Origin of the sequence: Paraburkholderia sp. EG286A, from assembly GCF_040965375.1 — a bacterium.
Classification (GTDB): Bacteria; Pseudomonadota; Gammaproteobacteria; order Burkholderiales; family Burkholderiaceae; genus Paraburkholderia.
This window is the reverse complement of record NZ_JBFRCB010000012.1, coordinates 149,824-170,859: the sequence shown is the minus strand read 5'-3', so window position 1 is coordinate 170,859 and position 21,036 is coordinate 149,824. Positions and strand designations below refer to the sequence as shown.

The 21,036-nt window shown below is 61.8% G+C and carries 20 protein-coding genes and 2 pseudogenes; 6 read left to right on the top strand and 16 right to left on the bottom strand.

All coding sequences use genetic code 11. From position 1 onward, the window contains the following. The first annotated feature begins 203 nt into the window (after positions 1 to 203). The 4 genes and pseudogenes from AB4Y35_RS38210 to AB4Y35_RS38195 all read left to right on the top strand — a co-directional run. Entirely contained in the window at positions 204 to 1,286 is a 1,083-nt protein-coding gene (locus AB4Y35_RS38210; RefSeq protein ID WP_368692897.1) for an IS630 family transposase, read from the top strand. A gap of 525 nt (positions 1,287 to 1,811) precedes the next feature. Continuing rightward, positions 1,812 to 2,669, top strand: coding sequence for a sterol desaturase family protein (locus AB4Y35_RS38205; RefSeq protein ID WP_368692898.1), 858 nt, complete (start codon positions 1,812 to 1,814; stop codon positions 2,667 to 2,669). Between the two features lie 93 nt (positions 2,670 to 2,762). Continuing rightward, positions 2,763 to 3,539: a glycosyl hydrolase gene (locus tag AB4Y35_RS38200; protein WP_368708505.1), complete on the top strand. Its 777-nt coding sequence runs from the start codon at positions 2,763 to 2,765 to the stop codon at positions 3,537 to 3,539. 385 nt (positions 3,540 to 3,924) lie between these two features. Next, positions 3,925 to 4,269, top strand: a pseudogene (locus AB4Y35_RS38195) (DDE-type integrase/transposase/recombinase); the annotation flags it as partial. A gap of 188 nt (positions 4,270 to 4,457) precedes the next feature. On the opposite strand, the gene hypE reads toward AB4Y35_RS38195, so the two are convergent. The 16 genes and pseudogenes from hypE to AB4Y35_RS38115 form a co-directional block, all read right to left on the bottom strand. Continuing rightward, complete coding sequence (hypE, locus tag AB4Y35_RS38190) at positions 4,458 to 5,534, bottom strand: hydrogenase expression/formation protein HypE (RefSeq protein ID WP_368708504.1); 1,077 nt, start codon at positions 5,532 to 5,534, stop codon at positions 4,458 to 4,460. After that, positions 5,507 to 6,667, bottom strand: coding sequence for a hydrogenase formation protein HypD (gene hypD, locus AB4Y35_RS38185; protein ID WP_368692901.1), 1,161 nt, complete (start codon positions 6,665 to 6,667; stop codon positions 5,507 to 5,509). Before hypD ends, hypE begins: the two co-directional genes overlap by 28 nt. Then, the gene (locus tag AB4Y35_RS38180) at positions 6,664 to 6,921 is read right to left on the bottom strand and encodes a HypC/HybG/HupF family hydrogenase formation chaperone (protein WP_368692902.1); all 258 of its coding nucleotides are present in this window, start codon (positions 6,919 to 6,921) and stop codon (positions 6,664 to 6,666) included. Before AB4Y35_RS38180 ends, hypD begins: the two co-directional genes overlap by 4 nt. Beyond that, on the bottom strand, positions 6,912 to 8,087 hold the full coding sequence (locus tag AB4Y35_RS38175) for a carbamoyltransferase HypF (RefSeq protein WP_368692903.1): 1,176 nt from the start codon (positions 8,085 to 8,087) through the stop codon (positions 6,912 to 6,914). Before AB4Y35_RS38175 ends, AB4Y35_RS38180 begins: the two co-directional genes overlap by 10 nt. Beyond that, on the bottom strand, positions 8,084 to 9,064 hold the full coding sequence (gene hypB / locus AB4Y35_RS38170) for a hydrogenase nickel incorporation protein HypB (protein ID WP_368692904.1): 981 nt from the start codon (positions 9,062 to 9,064) through the stop codon (positions 8,084 to 8,086). The genes AB4Y35_RS38175 and hypB overlap by 4 nt, the downstream gene beginning before the upstream one ends. Positions 9,065 to 9,095: 31 nt before the next feature. Continuing rightward, on the bottom strand, positions 9,096 to 9,443 hold the full coding sequence (locus AB4Y35_RS38165) for a hydrogenase maturation nickel metallochaperone HypA (protein ID WP_368692905.1): 348 nt from the start codon (positions 9,441 to 9,443) through the stop codon (positions 9,096 to 9,098). A 52-nt stretch (positions 9,444 to 9,495) separates the two neighbouring features. Beyond that, positions 9,496 to 10,563: a hydrogenase maturation factor HoxV/HupK gene (locus AB4Y35_RS38160; protein WP_368692906.1), complete on the bottom strand. Its 1,068-nt coding sequence runs from the start codon at positions 10,561 to 10,563 to the stop codon at positions 9,496 to 9,498. Next, entirely contained in the window at positions 10,560 to 11,267 is a 708-nt protein-coding gene (hybE, locus tag AB4Y35_RS38155; RefSeq protein ID WP_368692907.1) for a [NiFe]-hydrogenase assembly chaperone HybE, read from the bottom strand. The genes AB4Y35_RS38160 and hybE overlap by 4 nt, the downstream gene beginning before the upstream one ends. Positions 11,268 to 11,269: 2 nt before the next feature. Then, positions 11,270 to 12,211, bottom strand: coding sequence for a hydrogenase expression/formation protein (locus tag AB4Y35_RS38150; protein WP_368696937.1), 942 nt, complete (start codon positions 12,209 to 12,211; stop codon positions 11,270 to 11,272). Positions 12,212 to 12,330: 119 nt separating this feature from the next. Further along, positions 12,331 to 12,522 (bottom strand): hypothetical protein, encoded by a 192-nt coding sequence (locus AB4Y35_RS38145; RefSeq protein ID WP_368708503.1) that lies wholly within the window; start codon positions 12,520 to 12,522, stop codon positions 12,331 to 12,333. A gap of 21 nt (positions 12,523 to 12,543) precedes the next feature. After that, positions 12,544 to 12,879 (bottom strand): HypC/HybG/HupF family hydrogenase formation chaperone, encoded by a 336-nt coding sequence (locus AB4Y35_RS38140; protein WP_368692910.1) that lies wholly within the window; start codon positions 12,877 to 12,879, stop codon positions 12,544 to 12,546. An 8-nt stretch (positions 12,880 to 12,887) separates the two neighbouring features. Then, the gene (locus AB4Y35_RS38135) at positions 12,888 to 13,550 is read right to left on the bottom strand and encodes a HyaD/HybD family hydrogenase maturation endopeptidase (protein WP_368692911.1); all 663 of its coding nucleotides are present in this window, start codon (positions 13,548 to 13,550) and stop codon (positions 12,888 to 12,890) included. Positions 13,551 to 13,557: 7 nt separating this feature from the next. Then, the gene (cybH, locus tag AB4Y35_RS38130) at positions 13,558 to 14,262 is read right to left on the bottom strand and encodes a Ni/Fe-hydrogenase, b-type cytochrome subunit (protein WP_368696936.1); all 705 of its coding nucleotides are present in this window, start codon (positions 14,260 to 14,262) and stop codon (positions 13,558 to 13,560) included. A gap of 63 nt (positions 14,263 to 14,325) precedes the next feature. After that, on the bottom strand, positions 14,326 to 16,182 hold the full coding sequence (locus AB4Y35_RS38125) for a nickel-dependent hydrogenase large subunit (RefSeq protein ID WP_368708502.1): 1,857 nt from the start codon (positions 16,180 to 16,182) through the stop codon (positions 14,326 to 14,328). After that, positions 16,179 to 17,318 (bottom strand): hydrogenase small subunit, encoded by a 1,140-nt coding sequence (locus tag AB4Y35_RS38120; protein ID WP_368692876.1) that lies wholly within the window; start codon positions 17,316 to 17,318, stop codon positions 16,179 to 16,181. The genes AB4Y35_RS38125 and AB4Y35_RS38120 overlap by 4 nt, the downstream gene beginning before the upstream one ends. A 465-nt stretch (positions 17,319 to 17,783) precedes the next feature. Next, positions 17,784 to 18,525 (bottom strand): annotated as a pseudogene (locus tag AB4Y35_RS38115) (IS5 family transposase); the annotation flags it as partial. Positions 18,526 to 19,239: 714 nt separating this feature from the next. On the opposite strand from AB4Y35_RS38115, the gene AB4Y35_RS38110 reads away from it, so the two are divergent. After that, entirely contained in the window at positions 19,240 to 20,745 is a 1,506-nt protein-coding gene (locus AB4Y35_RS38110; protein WP_368692875.1) for a YHS domain-containing protein, read from the top strand. Positions 20,746 to 20,769: 24 nt separating this feature from the next. Further along, positions 20,770 to 21,030, top strand: a complete 261-nt coding sequence (locus AB4Y35_RS38105; protein WP_368692874.1) for a toluene-4-monooxygenase system B family protein — start codon at positions 20,770 to 20,772, stop codon at positions 21,028 to 21,030. Positions 21,031 to 21,036 lie beyond the last annotated feature (6 nt).

The following is a 21,036-nucleotide window of genomic DNA, read 5'->3' as shown; positions in this document are numbered from 1 at the left end:
GCCTCACCTCGCCAACGGCCATTGTGCGGCTGCGCTGCATCGACATCAGGTCTTCGCGCTCGGTTTCACTCAGATTCATTTTGCCCATGCACTATTAGATCAGTGCAATTTCATTGGTTCACTGGACAGTGTTGTGTCCCAGAAATAACTTTACGTAAATTCAGATTGTTCTATGATCGAATCACGATGAGTTGGAGGCGATCATGGGACGCAAAGGAATCGAGGTTGTCGTGTCGGAACTGGAGCGAGAACAATTGCTGTCAATGAGCCGCTCGCGTTCGCTGCCGCACTCTCTGGTGCGCAGGGCAAAGATTGTCTTGATGGCCGCTGACGGCCATACGAGTCAAGAAATTGCAACGCAGTGCGAAGTAACACCGCCGGCAATTACGCACTGGAAGAAGCGGTTTGTTGCCCATGGACTTGCCGGTCTGCATGATGAAGCCCGTCCAGGCCGGCCTCGCACGCATGACGATGAAGCAGTTGCGGAATTGCTGGCGAGGATACTGCATGAGAAGCCGGACGGGGCAACGCACTGGAGCGTGCGCTCCGCTGCTGCGCAGACAGGGATTTTGAAGAGTTCGGTGGCCCGATATCTGTCGTTGTTCGGCGTACAGCCTCATCGGTCAAAAAGCTTCAAGCTGTCTAATGATCCCTACTTCGTGGAGAAGGTGCGCAATATCGTCGGGCCGTACCTGAGCCCCCCGACCAATGCCCTGGTGCTGTGCGTCGACGAGAAGAGCCAGTGCCAGGCGCTGGAGCGTACGCAGCCGATGTTGCCAATGGGGTTGGGCTGTCTCGAGGGAGTGACGCATGATTACGTCCGGCACGGCACTTCCACTCTGTTCGCCGCGCTCAATACGGCAACGGGTGAAGTTATTGCGCAATGTAAGCCGCGCCACCGACATCAGGAATTCCTGGCGTTTCTCAGGCATGTGGATCAGGCGGTGCCCGCCGATCTCGATGTGCATCTGATCGTCGACAACTATGCGACACACAAGCATCCCAAGGTCAGGGCGTGGCTGGCCAGGCATACGCGCTACCACATGCACTTCACGCCGACCTACTCAAGCTGGCTGAATCAGGTTGAACGCTGGTTTGGCCTGATTACGCAGCAGGCGATCCGTCGAGGGTCGTTCAGGAACGTGCGTCAACTCATCACCAGCATCGAGCGATATATCGAGCAGTACAACCAACACGGCCGGCCGTTCGTATGGACCGCGACCGCCGATTCAATTCTCCAGAAAGTGGCTCGGCTATGCAAAGTTATTTCTGGGACGGAACACTAGTGCCCAGATGTCCCAGAGAGACGAACTCCCCGCTGTGGATTTCGTTCCACGCCGATCCCACTGCGACGGCATAGCAAGGACTGTCGACCGCGATCAGATTGGCGTCATGTCCGTAGAAGAGTTGGGTCGGTGAATGTGGCAATCAACTCCTGAGACAAATCAGTTGTGATGCCGGCAGTACTTACTTACGACTGAAGCGCAAACGGCATTTAGAATGCGGATGCTTCCCATCCAAACAATCTATTTTCGCAATGGCGCGGAGCGATGCATACTAGATCCTGCTGTGTAGTCGTCACCGTTATAGTTGAAGTAACTACGGTACTGATGTTGCTTGATCAGCTAGGTGCATCCCGTGCACCACCGCGCGCACTTCGAATGGCATGCCGAGCCGGCATTTATCGGACGCGCCGGACCAAATACTCTCGGACGTGTGAACCGACAGTTGACAGCTATCAGGCAACCGGCTGATGAGTACTGCTTTAACCTAGGCTCGCGCATAAAACGCCGATTCGCCGGAGCAAATGAATGCACGTTGTCGATATTGATCAGATGGCCTTGTTCTTCGTGAACTCATTTGAGCTCGTGATGGTCTTCGCTAACGTCTGCGTCGTACTCGAGCTGATCTTCCCGGCCTACCGTTACAGTTTTTCGTCATACATTCGGGGCGCGCGGAACTGGATAATCCGCATTGGTTGTGGTGCATTAATCTGGCACCTTTACGCTATGGGGCTGCAATGGTTAGGTGTGAAACCACTCCTGACTGTCGATTTTGAGGCGTTGCTCCATTCCGGAAACACGATTGTAGGGGTGTTTATGGCAGTTCTTTCTAGCGTTCTGGTTGCAATTGCCGGCGACTTCTTTTACTACTGGATGCACCGCGCACAGCACGCAATTCCGTTCCTGTGGCGCTTGCATGCGACTCATCACTCGATCCGCGAGTTGACCGCATGGAACTGTAATCATCACATTTCCGAACCGATTGTTTACGCGATGTTTGTAGCACTGCCACTCGCGCTAATCCACTTCAAGTCCGGTGTCGCGCCCGCGGTTGCCATGACGCTAATTAGTTTTCAGGCGCATCTTTCTCACTCGAGCACCCGTGTGAATCTCGGGCCGCTCCGATACATCATCGGCGATAACCAGTTTCACCGCATTCACCACTCAATGGAGTCGCATCACCGGCACCAAAACTACGGGTTCTTCACCACCATCTGGGACACGGTTTTTCGCACGGCATACTGGCCGGTAAAAGAGGAATGGCCGGAAGTTGGTCTTCGCAACCAACCGGAACCGCATACGGTTCGCGACTACGTTCTGTTCCCGTTTGACCAACGCCGCTGGCTTCGGCCGTCAGTCAAAAGTGGCAATAGGATGGGTGACTGACAGTTCGGCAATTTTACCGCTCATATCGCTGCTAAAAGCCAAGGGAGACCAATCTCGACTGACATCACCCACCCTATAGGAGACAGCAAGCTTATGCAGCGAATGCCATTCCTCGCCGGCTGTGCCGCCACAGCTTTGATGGTTTGCAGTGCAGAAGCACAGGCCGAGACTTGGTCTGCAACTTCGCCCGAAACCTCGTCCTGCTATCCGTCCAATCTCCTTTTTGCCTCTAGCTCCTACGGTAGCTACACGTTCAACAATGACGTCTGGGCGCCCTGCCAAGGCGTCGCCGCAGGCGAGCAGACAATCTGGGCCAACAGCAACCTTGACTGGGGCGTCTATTCAAATCAACCCGACACCGGCCACATCAAGGCCTATCCGCACATCGGATACGCCGTCAACAGGTCCCTCAGTTCGCTTAAGTCGCTGACTGCTGTCGTCTCAGCGATCACTCCTTCTAGCGGCGCTTGGGAATCGACTTTCGATATCTGGGCCGGAAACAAGGCGCACGAAATCATGGTCTGGCTCAACTATACCGGATCCCCTGATGGCTGCGGCAACGTCAAACCGATTTCTGCGAACTGGACGTTTTCCGGCTGCGCGATCCCAATGCAGAAAGATGTCCAGTTGTCGGGCGGTTACTGGAATGTATACGTGGGCAGCAACGGCAGTAACACGGTCTATTCGTTTCTTCGCACAGAAAAGACCGACCATGCCAAGCTCGACGTGCTGGCGTTCATGAATTACCTCAAGTCGCGGAATTATTTCGATGACGTCGTGCTTGGCGATGTTCAGTATGGCTTCGAGATAACATCGTCGCCTGGCGGTCTGCCCTTCGCGTCCAAAAACTTCTCCGTCACCACCGAATGATATCGGCGCCTACCGTCCTCGCGTGGATATATGTGTATCCGCCGGTAATGCAGACTTCCCGGAACAGGCCAGCCGGAATGACCGTTGTTCTGCCCAACGGCGAAAGTTTCATTGACGTCAAGCGATCCGTGCGGGGATGCAGGAGCAGGAGCATCCCTTCTGCGGGTAGGCATCTGAAACACTGTCCCGGCATCGTCGTCGGTTGCGTAGGAGCGGTTGCGTTTTCTGCCAGACGACCGGTGACACCTCAATCGATCTCAGGTAGCGGTTCAACGGTAGGTCACCGACCTCTTAAGATGCACGAGTGTCTCAAGGCATTGTCCGCGCCGACTGAATTTTGAGCCACCGAGGGTGCGGACGAAATTTTCGATCCGTAAACGCCGACGCGCCACGAAGGATTGTCACCGATCAGTTGTGCAGCTCTCCGGCCGCGAGGGGCGAAATTCCAGAACTGGCAAACATCAAACACGTCGTCGTCAAAGCCAGTGCCCGGGTGAAAAACCGCGCCGAAAACAGCCATCAACCTACGCGTGAGCGCGAACGCCGGATGCGTGGCTTCCGCGATCCTGATCGCGCACAAGCGTTCTTATCGAGCTTCGGTCCGCTTCGCCAGCACTTCGCGCTTGAGCGACATTTGCTGCGTGCATCACTCTATCGCAAACAGCTCGCCGCACGCTTTGCCGGATGGCATCGATTCACTGGGCTCGCCCAAGATCCGTCCAATTTCTGAACAAATGTACGTCCTGTGCGCTCTTGCGTCTCGAATACCTTAACGTGACAACGCCTTGTAATAGAGTCTGAATGTAGCGTAGCGTCGACGACGGGCGCGGTCGACGGCTGCTGCAGCGAGGGCGGGACTGGGAGACCTGACTATCCGAAAGCACTCTCAGTCTCCCGATCACTATCGCCACGAACGGATCAGCAGATCCGCGGCAGTTGCTCGCCTGTAAGCCAGTCGACGATGCGCCGTCCGCCGAATTTCGTCTCGATCTGCACGAAGCCGTGGGCGTCCGCGACCACCTCACCGATGCAAACCGCCGCCGCGCCAAACGGATGTGCGCGCATCGCGGCGAGCAGTTGCGGCGCGTCGACGCTTGCGCAGATTGCAACTAGCTTGCCTTCGTTGGCGACATAAAGCGGATCGAGGCCGAGCAGTTCACACGCCGCATCGACTTGCGGCAGCACGGGAATTGCGCGCTCCTGAATGCGCATCCCGACGCCCGACTGGCTGGCGATCTCGTTGAGGGTGGTGGCCAGTCCGCCGCGAGTCGGGTCGCGCAGAACGCGCACACCGGGCGCGACGGCAACCATGTCCGCCACGAGCGTGTGCAGCGCGGCGCTGTCCGAACGGATCTCCGTGTCGAAGCTTAGGCCCTCGCGTTGCGACATGATCGCCACGCCGTGCTCGCCGAGAGTGCCCGAGAGCAGCACAACGTCGCCGGGCCGCGCCTGCGCGCCATCAACGTGAATGCCCGAGGGCACGACGCCGATCCCGGTCGTGGTGATGAACACGGCATCGCCCTTGCCGCGCTCGACGACCTTGGTGTCGCCCGTCACGATTGGAGCGCCGCAAGCGCGCGACGCAGCAGCCATTGACTCGACGATGCGGAGCAGATCCGCCAGCGGGAGGCCCTCCTCCAGGATAAAGCTCGCGCTGAGATACGAAGGCCGTGCGCCCGCCATCGCGATGTCGTTGACGGTGCCGTGCACGGCGAGGCTGCCGATGTCGCCGCCGGGAAAGAAAAGCGGCGAGACGACGTGCGCGTCGGTGGTCATCACCATGCGCTCGCCGGGCCCGGGTGCGAGATGCGCGAAGGTGGCCTGGTCGTTGCCTTGGCGCAGCCATTCGTTATCGAAGGTTGCGACGAACAGCTCGCGGGTCAATTGCGCCGATGCGCGGCCACCCGCGCCGTGGCCCATGTCGATGCGGCCGTCGCGAAAGTTTAGGGGTCGCACGTAGGCGGACTTCACCGGGGATGTGTGGACTGGGCGCATGCTTCGACGACTCGAATGTCCTTAAAGCGACCATAAGAATAATGCGCGGCGCATGAGCCCTCGCTGGACACCATGCACGAGCCCATGGGATTCTCGGGCGTGCAGACCGTGCCGAACATTGTGCAGTCGCGCGGATGTATTAGCCCCCGCAGGATCGCCCCGCACTCGCATTTGCGGTGATCGGCGACGGGCCGGTAGACGAGCTCATAGCGGACTTCGGCGTCGTAGCGCGCGTACTTCGGGCGAATGCGCAGCCCGCTCAATGGGACCTCGCCCAGGCCGCGCCACTCGAACGACTCCCGCGTTTCGAACACCTCCTGCATGAGCGCCTGCGCGGCAGCGTTGCCCGCGCGCGTGACGGCGCGCGCGAACTCGTTCTCGACCTCCGCGCGGCCATCGTTGACCTGACGCACCAGCATGAGGATCGCCTGCAGCACGTCGAGCGGCTCGAACCCGGCAATCACGACCGGCTTGCGATACCTCTGCGCGAAGGCCTCGTAAGACGCGGAGCCGATCACAACACTCACGTGCGCGGGACCGACGAAGCCGTCGAGCAGCACCGCGTTCGCGTCGACAGACGGCTCGGCGAGCAGATGTGTCATCGCCGCGGGCGTGAGTACATGGCAGCACAGCACGCTAAAGTTCTCCGCGCCGCAGTCCGCCGCTTCGCTAACGACGAGCGCGGTAGGCGGCGTAGTGGTCTCAAAGCCGATTGCGAAAAAGACGACCTCGCGTTCCGGATGCTCGCGCGCGATGCGCAGCGCGTCGTGCGGCGAATACACAAGGCGGATGTCCGCCCCGCGCGCCTTGGCCCGCTGGAGCGATAGACCGCACGAGGCAGGCACGCGTATCGTGTCGCCATACGTGCAGAGGATCACGTCGTGTTCGAGCGCGAGGCGAATCGCGAGATCGATGCGCCCAAGCGGCAACACGCAAACAGGGCAGCCGGGACCGTGGATCATCAACACGTTACCGGGTAGAAGATCAGCGATGCCGAACCGGGAAATGGCGTGCGTGTGACCGCCGCAGAACTCCATGAAGTGATAACGGCGTTCGGTCAGCGTCTCCGCCTGAATGCGCCCAGCAATACGCGCGGCGAGTTCGTCGTCGCGGAATTCGTCGACGTACTTCATTGCGCCGTTCCGGACTGGACGATGGGCGCGTCGCCAAGCGACCGAGCGACCTCGCTGAACAGCGCGAGCGTGCGCTCGGCCTCTTCGGGGTCGATCACGCCAAGCGCGAAGCCGACATGCACGATCACGAAGTCCCCTGGGCGCACGTCGGGCACGAGCGCGAGTGAGACCGTCTTTCGAACGCCCCCGAAATCGACGACGCCTGTTTCGGCGTCGGACCGGTCGATGAGCTGTGCCGGCATGGCTAGACACATGGACTGACTCCTCGTGCCGTCGTAGGCATGGACAACATCTGCGGACCATATGTGGCAACCCAAGCCTGGCCAAGCGCTAGCCCGGCGTCGCCGCAGGGCACCGTGTCGGGCATGAGGGTGTGCACGCCGTGCGCCGCGAGCGACTCTCGTAGATGCGCGGTGAGCAGCCGATTAGCAAAGCAGCCGCCGCCAAACAGAACGGCGCGCCCCTGCGCGGCAAGCGCGGCCCATTGGGCGAGCGCCTCGGCCAGCGCAACATGAAAGACGGCCGCACCGCACGCGGCTTCGCCGGCGTCCGCGAGCATGAGCAACTTGACGAGGAGCGGACGAAGGTCGAGCTCGCCGTTGTCCGCGATTCGCCACAGGCCCGCCACATCGGGGGCCTCGTGCGCGACGAGGTAGCCGCTCGCGAGCCTTTCGAGCGCGATGGCCGCCTCGGATTCGGCGCGCTGGCGCAGGCACACGCCGAGCAGTCCCGCCGCCGCATCGAACCAGCGACCCGCACCGGTGCTAGGCGGGCAATTGAGCCCGTGCGCGAGCATGGCGCCGACCGTGCGCGCCGCGGTCGCGCCCACGACGGCCGAGAGCCGCGGCCCGATTTCGCCGCTGCGCCCGAGCGCGTGCAGGGCGGCGGCGGCCATTCGCCAAGGCTCGCGCGCCGCGACGTCGCCGCCGGGCAGCGCGAGCGGCGTGAGACTGCCGAGGCGCTGCCAGCAGGCGGGCGCCACCTCCAGCAGCTCACCGCCCCATGCGGCGCCGTCCGTGCCGAAGCCTACGCCGTCGAGCGCGAGGCCGATCACGGGCTCGCGCAGCCCTTGCTCGGCCGCAACCGCGCCAATATGCGCGTGATGATGCTGGACGCCGACGGTCGGCACGCCGAGCCGCTCACCCCATTCGAGCGCGACGCGCGTGCTGTAGAAGTCGGGATGCAGATCGTGCGCGATCGTGCGCACGGGCTGCCCCGCGCGCTCGGCGGTCTCAACAAGCGCCGCCACCGATGCGTCGAGTGCCACACAGTGCTCCAGATCGTCGAGATCACCGTGCAGCATCGACCAGTGAACGTCGCCGCCGATGCACAGGCACGCAGCGTTCTTCAGCCATGCGCCGGTGGCGAGCACCGTCCGCTCGCCGAGGGTATGCGGCAGGTTCTGCACACGCGCCGTCATGCCTCGCCTCCGGCGCGATGCTTTTGCGCGCGCTGCGCCGCAAGCTTGTTCTCCAGCACGCTAATGCGCTCGGCAATCGAGTCGCGTGCACTCGTGATCCAGTCGAGCCACGCATCGAGGCCTTCGCCGGTTGTGGCCGAAAGCCAGATCACTTCGAGGGACGGATTCACGCGGCGCGCATACGCGATGCACTGCTCGACGTCGAACTGTACATAGGGCAGCAAGTCGACCTTGTTGACTATCATGAGGCGCGCGGCGGCGAACATGTCGGGATACTTGAGCGGCTTATCTTCGCCCTCCGTTACCGAGATGATCGCGACCTTCGCCTCCTCGCCGAGGTCCCACAGCGCGGGGCAGACGAGGTTGCCTACGTTCTCGATGAAGAGCACGCTGCACGGGGTGTCGGGCGTTAGCGGCACGTGTTCACGCTCGTCCTTGTGCTCATGGTAAAGGCGATGATCGTGCAACGGCAGCCGTCCGAAGGCCGCGGCGACCATCGCGGCGTCGAGATGGCAGCCCTTTCCCGTGTTCACCTGGATCGCGGGCGCACCGGCCGCGCGGATACGCTCTGCGTCGTTTGCCGTCTGCTGGTCGCCCTCGATCACGCCGATGGGCAAGCTCGGCATACGCTCGCGCAGCGCGGCGATCGACGCACACAGCAGGGTCGTTTTCCCCGAGCCCGGGCTCGACACGAGATTGAGCGCACGCACGCCATGCTGCGCGAAGTGCCGCCGGTTGACGGCGGCATGGCGATTGTTCTCGCCCAGCACGTCGTGCTCGAGCTTGATGGTGCGGCCCTGGTCTAGGCCGGGCACCGTGAAGCCCGCGGGCCCGAGCCCGTAGTGCAGGTCTTTGCCCGATGGCGTCCGGTAGGAGCGGGAATGAGTGTCGGACTGGCCCTGCGCATGCGCGCACTCGTGTCCCTGAGCGGTGTTTTGCCGATCGCCGGTGGTGATGCACCCGCATACTATGCACATGTTGCTTCTCCTTGCGCTAATCCGATGATTGTCAGGCATCGTCGACGACCAGATCGACGATGCGCAACTCTGTGCCGCCGTTCGGCTGGAGCCAGTAGCCGCCGCAGTGCGCGCAGGGGGCGCCCCGCGTGGCCAGCGCCACGGTCGCGTTGCAGTTCATGCACCACGCGCTTCCCGAGGGTTCGTCGATCTCGACCCGTGCGCTGCAAAGGCAGGTGCCGGGCGCGATCGCTTTGAGGGCAAAGCGCAGCGTCTCGACATCGACGCCAGCGAGGCGCCCGACTTCAAGCCTCAGCACCTTCACGCGGACAAAGCTCTCACGCTCCGCGGCCGCTTCGACCAACGCAAGCACGCCGCCGGCCAGACTTACTTCATGCATACCTTGGCTTCCATTCAGCTCAGTATTCGGGGCCTTGTCTCGATCCTGGTGCTCACGCGCCGTCCGTGTCGACCACATAGGCGGCACACGGATCGAACGCGCCCATCCACGCGCCTACTCGCGCGGCGAACGTTCCATCGCCGCACGCCGGGTCCAGCCGCGACAAGGCTTGCGCGAGCGTGCCTTGGCCGTGGAAGTTCCACTCAGTCGGCGCGACCACGCGATAATCCTCGATGCGCGCCGCATCGTCTGGCGCGAGGCGCACCCAATGGAGCAGCACGCCGCGCGACATCTCGCACCAACTGAGCGCCTCGCCGGGCGCGCACGTCAGCGCGCCAAAGCGAAGCGCACTTGGCCCGCCATCGCCCGCTGCCAGCCGCGCCACCTCCGCGACGCGCGCGCCAATCCGCAGCCAAGGCGTGTCGTATTCCAGCGCACGCGGATCGTCGCTACGTGTCCACACGCCGGTCTCCGCAGGCAGGCCGCGTTGTACGGGCGCGTGCGCGAAGACCGGACTCTCGGCAATCGCCACGGCCAGTTCGCTTAACCGCGTTTCGTCGATGATGAGCGGCCGCGGCGTAGCGCGCATCGTATCGGCGTGTGCGCGGCAGGCTGCCAGCAACCGGGCCGGGAACGTCGCGGCTCGCGCGCTCCAGGCCGCTAAGTAGCCACGCGGATCGTCCGTCCAGTGCGCTAGCCACTTTTGCGCAGGCATGCCCAGAACGTGCCGCTCCAGCCAGTCGGAGGAATCAACCGAGTCGAAGTCGGGCAGCGTATGCGGCGCGGCGGCGGCGAGCCGTACCGGCCAGTCGGTCCACATGCAGCGAAGATGCACGGCGAGCGTCTCACGCATGAGCATTGCGGCGTGAGCGGTGTCGGTCACACCGTCGCTTTTGTGCTCCACTGAAGCGCCCGCTGCGTCGACGGCAAGTTCTGCGCAGAGCCTATGCGCGAGTCCGCACAACGAGAAGAGCGCCGACAGCCGCGCCGCAGCGGTTGCTACCGGTTGCCCGCGCAGCAGCGCGGCGGCGAGTGGTGGGCGCCCGCCCGCGATGCAGTCGTGCCGGCCGGGGCGCACCCGGTACTGTGCGGCCAAGGTCGCCAGCATCGCCGCGTTCATGGAGCGCTCCCTAACGCGCCCGGCCGCAGCAGGAGCGAATGACGCGACACGCGCGGGACACCGCCCGATGTGGCGCTCTTCTGTCCGGCGAATTCGAGCATCGGCAAAAAAAGCGAGCAGCACGCATAGGCTCCGACGTCTTGCGCGTGCGCGCCGAGCCATTTGAAATCGACGTCGCCTAGACGCACGCGCGCTTTGCCGGCCTGCCGCGGACATTGCACCGAGTCCTGCATCGCGCCGGGTAACGATAGGGGCCTCATGGACAACGGCGTGATCGGCATCCCGAACCGACCGCATCGGGCCCCGGTCTCGCCGGGCATCGGCCCGAAGCCGGTCCCCTCGATGCGCAAGGCGAGTTTCACGACCGGCATGTCAGGCATCGCACTGGTTGCGGCCGTCTCGAAGTGCGCGACCAGCGTAGCCACCCTTGGATCGCCGTGTATGACCTCCCGCTGGATTGCACGCACGGTCAATCCGCGTCCCACAAGAACCATGAACTGATCCGGCGCGCGGCCGTAAACGCGGCAGCGCCAGTGCGCCTGAAGCGCCACGAACGTCGCGTGCGGCGGAATCTGCAAGACCGGGTCGCCTTGTTCGGGATGGTGGATCCACCAGCAGATCTTGCATTCGAGGCACGTGTGCGCCTCGATTCGGCTGCTGGCGCCGAGATGGCAGTCTTCGAATTGCTTCGTTCGCTGGTCCATCGTCACGCCTCACCCACCCACTCGATCAACTGGGTCAAGCGCTCGCGCGAATCCGCGAGGTCTTCTGGCGCGGCGCGCACGACCTCTGGCAGATCGGTGATCTCGATCGTGTTCAGAATCAGCATGTCCTGCGAGTTGAAATATGCAACACGCCAGCAGTTCGCGATCGCCGTGCTGCACACTCGGCATTTTCCGTAGCCGCGCGACAATATCTGTACCGCGCCTTCGCCCAGCACGGCGTCGATCAGTCGCTGATCCCCCGGCGACAACGGCAGGAGCGTTAGGTTGACGATGTGGGGCGCATCCCCGGCGCGCCAGCGCGCGACGGAATCGCGTACCTCGCTCAGGATCGACGGCGCGTTCATCACGTCGAGCGGGAGCATGTCCGGCAATGGCATCATCGGCTGCGCCGGGTGTTCGGGCCGGGCAAGCATCGCGGGGGCCGCGCCGATTTCGAGGCGGTCGATCGGGCCCGCGCCATTCTGCTCGACTACGCACCACAGGCCGGCAAACACGGTCTCCTGGATCAGCCCGCCGCTCCGCTGCGCGTCGTCGACGCGCGCGCTGACCTCGCCCTCGCCCAGCACGTCGTTGAGAATGCGCAACGTTACCGGATCGTACGGCGTCAGATCGATGGTTTCGGGCGGCGTGCCAGGTTCGTATGCCGCCAGTACGCCCAATACGTCGCGAAGCACGCCGCGCGCGGCGTCGAGTGCCCACGCATCACAGCGCTCAGGCAGCGTCGGCGCCACATAGATGCGCATGCCTTGCGGCATCGGCAGATAGTCGAGCACCGCGTCGCTCTCGGCCTGGTTGCCCGGGCCGAAAGGCGCGACGGGAATGGGAAATGGACTCATGGACACGATCAACGACCCCAAGAATTGGTTGACAATTCGTGACAGCCGGGCGAAGCGCCGACGGCGTGACCGGGAATGCCGACCCATGGCATCCGCGTAGTCGGTTGCCCGAGCGCATGTGCGACGTTTGCCACGTAGTCATCCCAGTCCGTCATACTGGAGAGCCTCGTGACATAAGCGCCGTCGCGCAGACACAGCAACGTGGATCACCGCCACACGCGGCGCGCGAGTTCGGGCAGCATCATGGCCACGTCGAGGAATTCGGGAAAGTGCACCGCGTCGGCCCCGAGCGGCGCTACGCATTCGCCGCCGTACGCAATCCAGTCGTCTACCTTTCGTTCGTCCACGGACACGGCGTGTCTGCCATCGGTTAGCCGCTGCCACGGGCGTCGCGTCAAGCGCGATACCGTTCGTATTTGTCATGTCGATTGCTCGGAAGACCCGTGACGGCCATGCGTCGGTTGCGCGCTGGAGGTCAACCGGGCTAGATCGTCCACGCCGAGGTCGGACGGCATTTCAAAATGCGAGCTCGCTCGGGCCATGGCGGCGTCTCCCTCCAGCGCCAGTTCCACGAGCGAGAGCGTCGCGTCGATTTCTGCCGCGCGTGTCCCGTCGAGCTTCTCGCGCGCCGTGTCGAGAAAGACCAGCAGCCATTCGCCGGCGCTGCATGGACCAACCAGCGAAGTGTCGATCCGGCGGTGCCCGTCGCGTCCGTGGCACAGCGCCTGCAAGCCCTGCACCTCGATCACCCGCATCGGCACGCCTATACACACGACGGCGTCTCCTCGCGGCGCATGCGCTGCAGCACGCGCTCGTCGCCGGTGCGGCACGCATCGGCCTCGCTGGGCCGCTCGCCTTCGTAGCGCGAAAGCGCGAGATGTGGCAGCGTGACCGCATCGTCGGCATGTAACGGGGTGTGGCGCGGCGTGGGCTTTCCGCCCCATGCGGCAAGGCGCTCGAGGCCAAGTTCGAGCGCGCGCTCGAGCGACGCTTTAACGGCGGGTCGCAGGCTGCCGCCGAAATCGGCCACTTCGTCCGGCTGGCAGCCGATCAGCAGCACGCGGCGTGGATACCGGCCTGTCAGGCGCGCGAGCATCAGCACCTCCTGGAAGCCGGTCTGGTGCAGGCTTATCTTGCGCACGCCGAGGAACGCCGGTACATCGTCATTCTCAACGATCTTCAGCGTGCCCGGCGCGAGACCGTAATCGACCGCGTCGAAAATGAGCAGACTGTCGGTGGCCTGGACGTACTGGACCAGACACAGCCCTTGCGTGCCGCCGTCTATGAGGCTCACGTGCGGGGCGAACTCAAAGTGCTGCTCAAGCGCCTCAATGCAGCGCACGCCAAAACCCTCGTCGGCCCACAGCAAGTTGCCGATGCCGAGTACGACGATGGCAGGCGCGGCGGTTTGTGCACAAATCAGCATTGCAACCTCACTTCCTGAAGGTACGGTAGCCCGATATCATCGTGCCGACCATGTTCTGGCGCCCCATGACGTCTTCGCGGATCGCCATATAGACATGCACGATCACGAACATCAGGATCGCCCACATGCCGAGGCGATGCCACGTGTGCACGCTCTGCGACTGGCCGATCAGCGTGGATACCTGGCCAAACGCAATCTGTTGCCAAGAGTCGGCCTGCGCGCCTTCGCCATACAGTGCGAAACCGGTCACGATCATGAAGAGTGAGATCAGCAGGAACACGAAGAACATCGCGAATCGCGATAACGGATTGTGCCCGCTGAGCTGGCGCGGCGTGGGTCCGAGGAACAAGTAGTAACGCAGCATGGTGAGCATGTCCAGCCAGTACTCGCGCGAGAATACCGGCACCCAGAACATTTCGCGCGCATGGCGATTGCCGACAATCGCCCAATACGCGCGGCCCACAAGTCCGATTGCGAACAGGTAGCCCGCGGTGAAATGCGCAAACCGGATATAGCCCATCAGAAAATTCGCGCTCGCCTCGCCGGGCTGTGTGGGAAGGGGGGAGCCGATAAAATCGCCGGTCAACGCCAGCACCACGATCGACACTGCGTTGATCCAGTGCCAGACGCGTACCGGCGCTTCGTACACGTAAATCGCCTCGGTGGGCGAAACAAAGTCGGCCGCCTTTTCGCGTCGAGAATACGATTGCATCGTCATCATCCTTGCGTGCCGCGCGGCGTCGGTGAGCGCAGGCGCTGTGGCGGCCTGGTGGGGTTAGCGCACAGTCACGGCGGTCATTTCCGCACCGTCCGCGTTCATCACGTGCGTCGAGCACGCCATGCAAGGGTCGAACGAATGCAGCGAGCGCAGGATCTCGACGGGCTGCTCGACATTCGCCACGGGCATGTCCATGAGGCTCGCTTCGAACGCGCCAATCTGCCCTTTCGCGTCGCGCGGGCCGCCGTTCCAAGTGCTCGGAACGACGCACTGGTAATTCTCAATGCGACCGTTCTTGATCCGGATCCAGTGGCCGAGCGCGCCGCGCGGCGCGGCGACCGCGCCCACGCCCTTCGCCTCGGCTGGCCACGTCGAAGGATCCCACTTGTCAAGGTTCGCTGTCGAGGTGTCGCCGTTGCGGATGTTTTTCAAGAGGCTTTGCCAGTCGTCCGCCATCATCTCGGAGCAATACTCCGCTTCAAGCGCGCGGGCGAGCGTGCGGCCGATGGTGGTCGGCAGCAGTTGCTTCACGCCAAGCGAGCTTTCCGGCAAGCCGAGCAGCTTTGGCATGCCCTGGTTCACTGCAAGGAGGGAGGCCTCGATCTGTTCCTTCATACGGCCGCAATGCGGATTGCTCTGCTCCGCGTGTGCGTAGCCGAGGATGTAGCGCGCGAGCGGTCCGACTTCCATCGCGTGCCCGCGCCAGCGCGGCGACTTGATCCACGAGTACTTCGCGCTCTCGTCGATCGACTCGATTGCGGTGCGCGTGCCCTTCGTGTTGGGTCCGAGCTCGTAGTGCGGTTCGGTAATGCCGTCCCAGGGATGCAGCCCGCGGTAGTTGTCAGGGTATTGATACCAGGAGTGGGCGACGAACTCCTGCACTTGCTCGGGGTCGCGCGGATCAACTGGCAGGAGCGTGTTCCAGTCGCCGTTGATGATGGCTCCGCCTGGCATCTGGTTGGTCGATGGGTTGTAGTTGACGAGCGGATACGCGCCGTAGTCCATCACGTTGGTCGCGGCCAGGCCGCCGCCATGCAGCCAGCCGCGTGCCTTGTAGATCGTGCCGATCGCAAGCAGATCGGGCACATATACGTTGCGGCAGAAAGTGATCGCTTCGTCGATGAGCGACTTGACGAAATTCAGGCGCTCCATGTTGATGGGGGCGCCGGCCGCTAGGTCGTTGCCGATATTGATCGCGCAAGGCACGCCCCCCACGAGGTAGTTCGGGTGCGGATTCTTGCCGCCGAAGATCGCGTGGATCTTGACCCACTCCTTTTGCATGTCGAGCGCTTCGAGGTAGTGCGTCACGGCCATCAGATTCGCTTCCGGCGGCAGCACGTACGCGGGGTTGCCCCAGTAGCCGTTCATGAACGGACCGAGCTGGCCGCTTTCGATGAACTTGCGCAGACGCGTCTGCACATTGCGGAAATAGCCCGGTGACGACATCGGATGCGCGGGCGAGATGCGCTGTTGCAACTCGGACGTGAGCTTGGGGTCGGCCTTGAGCGCCGACAACACGTCGACCCAGTCGAGCGCGTGCAGGTGATAGAAGTGCACCACGTGGTCCTGCACTTGCAATGTCTTCGACATGATCTCGCGGATCAGGTACGCGTTGGGCGGAATGCGGATGTCGAGCGCGTCCTCGACGGCGCGCACCGAGGCGAGCGCGTGACATCCCGTGCATACGCCGCAGATGCGCTCGACGAACGCCCATGCGTCGCGCGGGTCGCGCCCCTTGAGAATTACTTCTAGCCCGCGCCACATGGTGCCGCTGGAAACGGCGTTGCGGATCACGTTGTTCGAATCAACATTGACCTCGACTCGCATATGGCCTTCTATGCGTGTGACCGGATCGACGACGATGCGGCGTCCGTTCTTACCGAGCTGAAACCCTGGGTTCGAAATGGCGGTCATCGTTGCTTTCCTTTGCGGCTTCGGCTGCACCCCGACGCGGGGTATAGCTGTTCTCCGTCGCGGTCGTCCATTGAGCCCTGCTTCGACTTGGCGTGCTGAATTGCCGAAGCGGCTGCATGCGCAGCAGTGGCGGCGCCCACCACGACGGCCGCGGTCGCGCCGATCTTGTCGGCGTTCGCTTCGACTCCGAACTGATCGATCCGCGTGAGCCGATCGTAGAAGGAGCCCTTATCCCAGAATCCTTCCTCAGAGCAACCGAAGCAGCCGTGGCCCGCCTGAATGGGGAAGCTCGTGCTGCCGTTCCAACGCACGGTCGAGCAGGCGTTGTATGTCGTCGGGCCCTTGCAGCCGACCTTGTAGAGGCAGTAGCCGCGCCGTGCCGCTTCGTCGTCCCACGACTCGACGAACTGGCCCGCGTCGAAATGCGGACGGCGGTAGCACTTGTCGTGAACACGCTGGCTGTAAAACATTTTCGGACGGCCTTGGCGATCCAATTCCGGTATCCGGTCGAACGTGAGCATGTAGGTAACGACGCCCGTCATCACCTCGGCGATCGGCGGGCAGCCTGGAACCTTGATGATCGCCTTGTCGGTGATCACCTTGTGGATCGGCACCGCCTGCGTCGGGTTCGGCTTTGCCGCCTGCACGCAGCCCCACGACGCGCACGCCCCCCACGAGATCACAGCCCTCGCGTCCTTCGACACACGGCGCAACTGATCGACGAATGGCTTTCCGCCAATAATGCAGCTCATGCCGTCTTGATTCAGCGGCGGATTGCCTTCGACGGCAAGGATGTAGTTGCCACGGTACTTCGTCATCACGTCTTCAAGGACCGCCTCGGCCTGGTGTCCCGCGGCAGCCATCAACAGGTCGTCGTAGTCGAGCGAGATCATTGAAAGCACGACGTCCTTCGCAAGCGGGTGCGCCGAGCGGATGAACGACTCTGAGCAGCAGGTGCATTCGAGTCCGTGTAGCCAGAGCACCGGCGTGCGAAGCTTGGTCTCCATTGCGTGGACAATCTTCGGCATGAACGCAGGTCCGAGGCCGAGCAACGTCGTCGTCAGCGAGCAGAATTTGAGGAAGCTACGGCGCGAGATCCCTTGGCGTCGCATGACTTCATAAAACGTTTCGATCACTATGTGGTCCCTTGATCGCGTTCGGCCCTGCGACGCTGGCATATACGACCGCGTCTTCGGGCGTCTCACTGTCGGTGATGCGTTCTGAAAATAACAAGATTCGTGCCGACTTCGTGTCGCGGGTCCCCAAAGAAAAAATATTCCGCGGCGCTTGCCATGATTGAGGTGGAGGCGGGAGGGACTACGGTGCTGCGCCGACAAAACCTTCTCGTAGTGGCGACGGGCCGTTCGGCTAACAGAGGTCAGCCAGTACAGCATTTTCACAGAACGAAGCAAAATATCTGGAGGTTCAGGAATCAACCTATGCGCCACCTTTTCGCACGGCGTGAAACTAGAAAAATTGCCGAGAAAGCTCGATAAATTCTTGGGGTGCCTGTCTTGTTTGTCCAATTCTCGACGACATATGTCGGCGTTGTCACGTTGAGGCTAGGCTGAAAAAGTCGCCGAATTTGCGACGTGTTGGCATTGTGGAACCGTATGGACTTCACACGCGCGGTGGGTGCGCTGCTTCGTGAAGCCGTGCGCCTGCGGTGCTTTGCTGTGGATTAGCCTTCTGGCTGGCGTAAGGGCTGTCAGCGTAGACCTTCCGCTCCTGGCCGTGTAGCAATTGCGGCAGCGGATGCACGTTGGCCGGCGCGAGCACTACGCTGTGCACCAGGCCACGCTGGCTGTCCTCGTCGATGTATAGCTTCGCGCCGAAGTACCATTGCTTGTCTTTGCGCATCTGATGCATTTGGGGGGCGCACGAGTTCTGCTCATGCTTCCTCGAATATTGGCGCACCGATGATGGTGGCATCCACGACCGTGACGCTCCTGAGTTTCATGCCGTTCGTCACCCGGCCGACTTCGGCAATCAATTTCTCACCTCAGCTTGAGGGTTTCAAGAAGACGGCAAAATTTCAGCAGTGTGGTGACGTCCAGTACTGCCTCCCAGTCCAGATTCTCGCAAAGCGACGCAACCTGGCACTAACGTAAAGAGCGTCTTCACAAGCGAAATCGGCCAGGTTCAAGCAGTGCTGGATAAAATGAAGGCGCAGCATGCGCTCCCGGTCAATCGGCGGGCGGCCATTGCCGCACCTCGGATAATACGGCTCGACCAGTGCGCAAAGCTCAGCCCACACGGCGAAACTGCGTTCATCGCGAGAAACTCATCACGTCGCGTCCGTTTGTGATGCGTCTCGAAAGCCGCACCTTCATCGGCGGCCATCCACAGCGTCGGCGGCTTCAACCTGTTCTGTCCTCCGAATCCACCCCGATCTATAACGCTCGCAGTAGCTCTGCGGTCGACTTGATCAGCGTTGCGTGAAGTACGCATTCGTGCGCTGGGAGATGTTGCATATCCGACAACGTCGAATATGCGACACCGCGGTTGCCGCGACAACGGAGAATTAAGGCGGCGGTTATGTCGCAACGACCACTTAACTTCGCCGGACGCTTATCAACTCGATGCTCATTGTCCGCTTGTGTGCAGAGTGCGGGCCGTGCTGGACAAAACCATCAATGGGCCTTTACGGCCGAAGTCACTCATCGTCGTGGAACCTCGACAGCTGCGGGCTTACCACCTCAATGCAGTGTCGCGATAGGGCGCTGCGTTGCGGTAAGATTCGCCCCCGCATCTTGATGACCACATAAACGGCGATACCGAAGAAGATGCCGTTTCCGAGCGCCGCCACGGTGCTCAAACGCTGTCGTCACCCAGTGGATGCGGCCATGCTGTGCGCGCGGTGGTACAAGTCCTACTCGTTAAACTTGCGCAATTTTGGTTCCCCTTTCGCTCCGCCGCGACTCTCAGTTTTTCGCCGCGGCCGCCAAGAAAGAAACGCCGCGGATTGGGCATTGATCTTGCGTTCTCAAGGGGCGCCCGGTGGAGTGTGCACCGTGCCGGGAAAACGCATCGCCCATTCCAAAAGGAGGCGTCACGATGGCGTTACTGGAACGAGCCGCATGGTATGACATTGCACGTGCCACCAACTGGACCTCAAGATATGTGACGGAGTCAGAGCTCTTTCCCGATCTCATGTCTGGGGCGCAAGGCATTCCCATGGCGAGTTGGGAAACCTACGACGAGCCCTACAAGACGTCGTATCCCGAGTATGTGCGCATCCAGCGTGAGAAGGATGCTGGCGCATATTCAGTCAAGGAGGCACTTGAGCGTAGCCGCATGTTCGAGGACGCCGATCCGGGGTGGCTCTCCATTCTGAAGGCGCACTACGGTGCAATTGCGCTCGGCGAATATGCGGCGATGAGCGCCGAGGCCCGAATGGTACGTTTCGGCCGTGCGCCCGGCATGCGCAATATGGCCACCTTCGGCATGCTCGACGAGAATCGTCATGGTCAGTTGCAGCTCTACTTCCCTCACGACTACTGTCCCAAGGATCGCCAGTTCGATTGGGCCCACAAGGCGTATCACACCAACGCGTGGGGTGCGATTGCCGCGCGCAGCGCGTTCGATGACCTGTTCATGTCGCGCAGTGCGATCGAAATCGCGGTCATGCTAACCTTCGCGTTCGAAACGGGTTTTACCAACATGCAGTTTCTCGGCCTCGCGGCCAATGCCGCCGAAGCGGGCGACTACACTTTTGCAAGCCTGATTTCCAGCATTCAGACTGATGAGTCGCGCCATGCGCAAATCGGGGGTCCCGCCTTGCAGATCCTGATTGCCAACGGCCGTAAAGAGCAAGCTCAAAAGCTCGTTGATGTCGCGATCGCGCGCGCGTGGCGTCTGTTCTGCCTGCTCACGGGCTCCTCGATGGATTACGCCACGCCACTCGTGCATCGCAAGCAGTCGTTCAAGGAATTCATGCGGGAATGGATCGTAGGTCAGTTCGAACGCACTCTGATCGACCTCGGACTCGACCTGCCATGGTACTGGGAACAGATCATTCGCGAGTTCGACTACCAGCACCATGCGTATCAATTGGCAATCTGGTTCTGGCGGCCTACTGTGTGGTGGAATCCTGCTGCCGGCATAACACCTGAGTGCCGCGACTGGCTCGAAGAAAAATATCCCGGCTGGAACGACACGTTCGGCAAAGTGTGGGATGTCATAGTCGATAACCTGCTTACCGGCAAGCCTGAGCTCACCGTTTCCGAGACGCTGCCGATCATCTGCAACATGAGCCAGTTGCCTATCTGCGCGATCCCTGGCAATGGCTGGAATGTAAAGGACCATCCGCTCGACTACAACGGCCGCACGTATCACTTCAACTCGGAAATTGATCGCTGGGTGTTCCAGCAGGACCCCGCTCGCTACCGCAATCACCTCTCGCTCGTTGATCGCCTACTGGCTGGGAAGATCCAGCCACCCAACCTGACGGGTGCGCTGAAGTACATGGAACTCGCCCCGGGCGAAAGTGGCGATGACGCGCACCATTACGCGTGGGTGAAGGCGTACTGCAACAAGCTTTACGAAGAAAAGTCTGCATGAAGCCGCGATTCAATAGAGGGCGATATGGCTCTTGTCCCTGTGATTTCTAATTTTCAGTACGACTTTGTATTGCAGCTCGTAACCGTGGATACCGACAATTCCATGGACGAGATCGCCGCCGCAGCATCTCATCATTCGGTGGGCCGGCGAGTAGCGCCTCAACCCGAAAAGGTGATCCGCGTGCGCCGCCAAGGTAGCAAGCAGTTCTATCCGCGCAACGCGAAACTCGGCGAGACCGACATCAAGCCGATGGAAACGCTGGAATTCATCTTTTGCGATGATTGAGGGCGA

Bases quoted from the DNA above. Each gene is read 5' to 3' on its own strand.
- hypE (WP_368708504.1), bottom strand. From the start codon at position 5,534: ATGCGCCCAGTCCACACATCCCCGGTGAAGTCCGCCTACGTGCGACCC.
- AB4Y35_RS38175 (WP_368692903.1), bottom strand. From the start codon at position 8,087: ATGACGGCGCGTGTGCAGAACCTGCCGCATACCCTCGGCGAGCGGACG.
- AB4Y35_RS38135 (WP_368692911.1), bottom strand. From the start codon at position 13,550: ATGCTGATTTGTGCACAAACCGCCGCGCCTGCCATCGTCGTACTCGGC.
- AB4Y35_RS38205 (WP_368692898.1), top strand. From the start codon at position 1,812: ATGCACGTTGTCGATATTGATCAGATGGCCTTGTTCTTCGTGAACTCA.
- AB4Y35_RS38165 (WP_368692905.1), bottom strand. From the start codon at position 9,443: ATGCATGAAGTAAGTCTGGCCGGCGGCGTGCTTGCGTTGGTCGAAGCG.
- hypD (WP_368692901.1), bottom strand. From the start codon at position 6,667: ATGAAGTACGTCGACGAATTCCGCGACGACGAACTCGCCGCGCGTATT.
- cybH (WP_368696936.1), bottom strand. From the start codon at position 14,262: ATGCAATCGTATTCTCGACGCGAAAAGGCGGCCGACTTTGTTTCGCCC.
- hybE (WP_368692907.1), bottom strand. From the start codon at position 11,267: ATGGACCAGCGAACGAAGCAATTCGAAGACTGCCATCTCGGCGCCAGC.
- AB4Y35_RS38180 (WP_368692902.1), bottom strand. From the start codon at position 6,921: ATGTGTCTAGCCATGCCGGCACAGCTCATCGACCGGTCCGACGCCGAA.
- AB4Y35_RS38210 (WP_368692897.1), top strand. From the start codon at position 204: ATGGGACGCAAAGGAATCGAGGTTGTCGTGTCGGAACTGGAGCGAGAA.
- AB4Y35_RS38105 (WP_368692874.1), top strand. From the start codon at position 20,770: ATGGCTCTTGTCCCTGTGATTTCTAATTTTCAGTACGACTTTGTATTG.
- AB4Y35_RS38160 (WP_368692906.1), bottom strand. From the start codon at position 10,563: ATGAACGCGGCGATGCTGGCGACCTTGGCCGCACAGTACCGGGTGCGC.
- AB4Y35_RS38125 (WP_368708502.1), bottom strand. From the start codon at position 16,182: ATGACCGCCATTTCGAACCCAGGGTTTCAGCTCGGTAAGAACGGACGC.
- AB4Y35_RS38200 (WP_368708505.1), top strand. From the start codon at position 2,763: ATGCAGCGAATGCCATTCCTCGCCGGCTGTGCCGCCACAGCTTTGATG.
- hypB (WP_368692904.1), bottom strand. From the start codon at position 9,064: ATGTGCATAGTATGCGGGTGCATCACCACCGGCGATCGGCAAAACACC.
- AB4Y35_RS38110 (WP_368692875.1), top strand. From the start codon at position 19,240: ATGGCGTTACTGGAACGAGCCGCATGGTATGACATTGCACGTGCCACC.
- AB4Y35_RS38140 (WP_368692910.1), bottom strand. From the start codon at position 12,879: ATGCGGGTGATCGAGGTGCAGGGCTTGCAGGCGCTGTGCCACGGACGC.
- AB4Y35_RS38150 (WP_368696937.1), bottom strand. From the start codon at position 12,211: ATGGGTCGGCATTCCCGGTCACGCCGTCGGCGCTTCGCCCGGCTGTCA.